This window comes from Pricia sp. (genome assembly GCF_041745955.1).
GTDB lineage: Bacteria > Bacteroidota > Bacteroidia > Flavobacteriales > Flavobacteriaceae > Pricia.
Map to the genome: position 1 here is coordinate 1 of NZ_JBGTHY010000400.1, position 5037 is coordinate 5037.

4 protein-coding genes are annotated in these 5037 nt (G+C 45.3%); 1 reads left to right on the forward strand and 3 read right to left on the reverse strand.

The genetic code is table 11. The features are described 5' to 3' along the window. The coding region (locus tag ACEW8S_RS14350; protein WP_373518822.1) for an ATP-binding protein at positions 1-1973 on the forward strand (1973 nt) is incomplete at its 5' end. 63 nt (positions 1974-2036) lie between these two features. Here the strand turns inward: ACEW8S_RS14350 and bshB1 are convergent. From bshB1 to ACEW8S_RS14365, 3 genes are all read right to left on the reverse strand, one after another. After that, on the reverse strand, positions 2037-2759 hold the full coding sequence (gene bshB1 / locus ACEW8S_RS14355) for a bacillithiol biosynthesis deacetylase BshB1 (protein ID WP_373518823.1): 723 nt from the start codon (positions 2757-2759) through the stop codon (positions 2037-2039). A 193-nt stretch (positions 2760-2952) separates the two neighbouring features. Continuing rightward, complete coding sequence (locus ACEW8S_RS14360; RefSeq protein ID WP_373518824.1) at positions 2953-4119, reverse strand: PLP-dependent aspartate aminotransferase family protein; 1167 nt, start codon at positions 4117-4119, stop codon at positions 2953-2955. A 114-nt stretch (positions 4120-4233) separates the two neighbouring features. Further along, on the reverse strand, positions 4234-5037 hold an 804-nt coding region (locus tag ACEW8S_RS14365), incomplete at its 5' end, for an FAD-dependent oxidoreductase (RefSeq protein ID WP_373518825.1).

Here is a 5037-nt window from a genome sequence, read left to right on the forward strand (position 1 = left end):
ACAGCTTAAAAGAGCAGATCCATATAAAAAGATCACAACCGAGATTCAACACCAAAGACACCCTGTACATCGACCTTATCAATGCATTGGGCAACGAAATGCGATTTTATAACAGCGATTGCCTTTTCAAATTGTCGAAACTGGCATTGGACTTAAGTAAATCTTCTGGCTATAAAATTGGCGAAAACAAAGCGCTGTTAGGTCTTGGCGATTACTACTCCGATAAAGGTTCCCACAATAAGGGCATCACTTACTATGAAAAGGCGTTATCACTCGGTAAAACTATAGAAAACCAAGAACTGGTATTAAAATCCCAAAACAACCTGGCAGGGGAATACGGTTATAAAGGCGACTATGCCAAAGCTTTGATCGGCTATTTGGAAGGCATCGATCTGGCGAAAGTCTACGGCGATTCCTTAATGCTTTCGATAATGAACGAAAACATAGCCCATCTGTATACCTCACAAAAAGATTACGTTCAGGCCCTTGAATTCTACAAAGAGGTAAAGAAGATAAATCAGGAAATCGGCAACGAGATCTATTCCGCGGAAACCATGAGCAACATCGCATCGTTATATGCCGATATGGGCCAACTCGACTATGCCATGTACAACGCCAATAGCAGTATCACGGTCTTCGAAAAGCATGAAATTATGGATTGGCTTGCCTTTGCCTATGAAGTAAAAGGCAAAACCTATCTCAAGGAAAATAAGTTCAAATGGGCCATCTATTGGTACAACCAAAGCGAGATGCTACATAAAAACCTTGATGACCACCGGGGAAGGATCGATTTGCTCAACGGAATGGCGGAAGCCTATTTCGGACTAAAACAAGATAGTATTTCGGAACGCTATGCGCTCGAGGCATTTGAAGTTTCAAATGAACTACAGTTTATGGAAGGCAAACAAAAGTGTGCCAAAACCTTGTACAAAATCCATAAGAACAAAAAGGATTTTGCGGCCTCCCTAGAATATCACGAGCTTTATCAAAAACTATCGGACACCCTGTCCCGCACCGAGAACAAAAAAAGTCTTACCCTGCTCAAGACCAAAATGGAACATGAAAAACAAAAGCAAGATCTGATCGAAGAGAACCAAAAGCAGTTGGCGCAACAAAGAAACTACGTAAACGCCTCGTTGGCCATTCTCCTGATATTTGTAGTAATCACATTTTTGGTCCGCCGGAGTGAAAAAATACAGAAAAACCTTAACATCGAATTGAAAGGAAAAACCACGGATCTAGAGAAGACCGAAAGCGAACTGCGGGACATTAACCGGACAAAAGACAAGCTATTTTCTATTATCGGTCACGACCTTCGGGGTCCGATCGGCGCATTCCAAGGACTGCTAAAACTTTTCAAGGAAGGCGATATAGGACAAAATGAATTCATGGAATTCATACCCAAACTTCGGCACGATATCGACCATATCTCCTTTACTTTGAACAATTTATTGACTTGGGGCCATACCCAGATGAACGGTGCCATAACCAAACCATCGGTTGTGGGTTTGGAATCGATGGTGAAAGATAGCTTCCATTTATTATCCGAAATCGCCGAGAACAAGTCCATCAAACTGGTAAGTCAGGTATCAACGAATACCATGGTTTGGTCAGACAGTGATCAAATCGATATCGTCATCAGAAACCTCATCAGTAACGCCCTTAAGTTCACGCCCGAAAACGGAATGGTGACCATTTCGACCCAAGAGGAAGGTAAATACTGGCAAGTTTCCATTCGGGACACGGGCATCGGTATGGATGATAAGACCCTCGAAAAGATTTTCGCGATAAACGCCAATCACACCACCTACGGAACCAATAATGAAAAAGGCACCGGACTGGGACTCTCGCTGTGCAAGGAAATGGTCGAAAAGAACGGGGGAACCATCTGGGTGGAGAGTTTGCTTAGAAAGGGTAGTACATTTCATTTTACGGTACCGAAGGCGAAGAAGTCGTATCGGCAGACGGGGTGATTTCGGTGGGTAGTTGCGGTTGGGGCAGGCAGAAATCTTTAGTTGCAGATTGCAGTTCAAGGTTCAAATCAAATCGCCCAAACGGTCAATTGCAATAGGCCTTTCTACGGTAAACCCTTCACCGTACTCCACCCCTACCAATCTTCCTAAATCCCTTGCGCGATATTTTACGCTATCGAGAAAGTTTTTACTGCTGATCGGGGTTTCGGGCTCTTTGCTTTTTGGGTCATGAAATTGCGAGGAATAGGCTAGAATCGCTTCGATTTTCTTTTCGATATATCCGGAAACGTCTATTACGAAATCAGGCTTGATATTTTTCCACTGGATATAGTGATAGACCACTTTCGGACGCCAAGGAAGTTGTAATTCACCATTGGCTTCAAGTTTGGTTTCGATTTTTATCAATCCGCTAAGGAAACAGGCGTCACTGACCAATTTACTGCCCCTGCCATGGTCAATATGACGATCCTCGATGGCATTGCAAAGCACTGTTTCCGGGCGATACTTTCGTAACATGCGGATGACGCCCAACTGATGTTCTTTATCGTTTACGAAGAAGCCGTCAGAGAATTCTAAATTTTCGCGGACCGCAACTCCCAAAATTTTTGCAGATTTAGCCGATTCCTGATCTCGGATTTCGGCGGAACCCCTTGTGCCTAGTTCTCCCCGGGTCAAATCAATTATACCTACTTTTTTTCCGTTGGCTACCTCCTTGGCGATGGTTGCGCCTGCACCGAGTTCGGCGTCATCGGGGTGCGAGCCGAATACTAATACGTCTAGTTTCATTCTAAATTTAAGTTCAAATTCAAGCTTCGAATATTTTCAGGGCAAATGTTCAATCCTGCCTAAGGCAGGTTCAAGCCTGTCTGGCCATTGATGCAGGATTCAACGTGTTCGAATTTCGCGGCAAAAAGCACTTTGAACCTTAAACAGCCACTAGGTGGTGATCTAACCTTGAATTTATACCGGCAGACTGCTGTTATATAGCAACCACGCTCTTCACCTTTACAAGTGCCTGCTCGATATCCGCAATCAAATCTTCTGTCTCTTCGATGCCTACCGAAAAACGGATCAACCCGTCTTTAATGCCCTGTCGCTTCCTTTCTTCCGCACCCAAAAGGGCATGTGAAGTTTGTGAGGGCGAAAGCACGGTACTTTCCACGCCCGCCAAGCTCATGGAGGATTTTATCAGTTGTAAGGATTTTTGGAATTTGGAAGCGTCCATATCTTCCTGTAATTCAAAGGATAACATTCCCCCGAAGCCCTTCATTTGTGCTTTGGCAACCTGATGACCGGGATGGTCCGGTAGGCCGGGATAGTATACCATTCCAATATCCTCATGTAAAGCAAGATATTCGGCCATGCGCTGTGCATTATCGTTCTGTGCCTTTACACGAATGCCCATCGTCTTCATACTGCGTTCCAAAAGCCAAACCGTGTAATCGCTAAGACTTCCCCCCAAATTCTTGGCCAGGGCATGTATCCGTTTGATATTTTGTTCTGTCGATGCTACGGCTCCCGCACAGATATCGGAATGGCCGCCCATATATTTCGTGGCACTGTGGATGACGATATCGATACCGAAATCCATGGGATTCTGATTGACGGGGCTGGCGAATGTATTGTCGATCATAGAAACCAATCCGTGTTTTTTGGATAGCCTGCCGATGGCATCCAAATCGGTTACTGTTAAGAGTGGGTTGGATGGGGTCTCGATATAGAGGACCTTGGTATTATCCTGAATTTTTTCCTCAAAAGCCTCGGGCTGCCATCCTTCCGTGAAGGAATATTCGATGCCGTATTTATTGAACTCCTCCGTAACCAAATTATAGGTGCCGCCGTACAAGGTCTGCTGTAGTACAATGTGGTCGCCGGCCTTTAAAAAAGCCATCAAAGCGGTACTTATCGCCGCCATGCCGCTTCCGAATATCAAGGCGGACTCCGCATGTTCCAAAGCAGCGATTTTTTTGCAAAGGGATTCTTGGTTCGGTGTGTTAAAATAGCGGGGGTAGCGTTTGATGTCCACATCCTCGAACGCATAGGAGGTGCTCATGTATAAGGGAGATATCGCTCCCTTGAACTGTTCGTCCTTTACTTCGCCGATGTGGGTACAGATGGTGTTGAGGCCTTTTTTGTTTGGATTCATGAGTCTGATTTTTTTGCAAGGCGTAAAGTTACAAAATATCAACCGAAGACGGGATAGCGTTTACCGATGGGCTTTTCTTTGGGTAGCAGGGTCGATAAAATACATTTCAGTACGCTACTCCCGATTCGTTGGCCATTCGGTTTCTACACCCTGTTGACGAATTATCGTCTGGAATTCCCGTATAAGGTCAGGATTCTTATACATCTGCTGGGATCCGACGCCTTTATGCATCAAAAAAGGAACGAGCATTCCCACCGCTTCCCCGATACTCCATTCTACGGGATGAAGTCTATAGCAGCCGTTGGTCAGATGGGTGGTGCCAATATTTTTGTTCGCGGGCAATAGATTTTCCATTGTAACGGGAATCAATGCGCCCAACGGAATCTGAAAGGGAAGCGACCCAAAGTCAATGTAATTGTTGCCTCCGGAGCTGGGGTGGAGGTCGATATGGTAATAGCCCACCCCCACACTATCGCTAAACGTCTCGGCCTTGAGCCCATCACCTTGCAGACCGGTGATTTTTGAGCGCTGCTCCTTTCCGACATGTTGTTCCAGAACGGTAAACAAAGCCTTGATCCGTCTTGATTCACGGATATATGGATATTTGGCCATGCCATCCCCGCCTTCCGTGCCCATGATATCGGACCGTAATCGGACACCAGGCCATCCTCTTCCGCCATCCGGTCTTGGGGCTTCGGTCTGCAGCCAGTACAACAGGGAAAGGCTCAGTTGCTTTGCATGATTGATATGAGTGTCGATTTCCGTTTGATCGACATCCACAATATTGCCCAAAAAGTAATCATTTTGGGGATAGTTGACAATCGTAATATCGCTTTTGTAAAACCCGGATTCAAAATTATCCTTATGGATTATCCGTCTGTAGTTCCAAAGGTTTAGGATATCCCCCATGTCGATTCC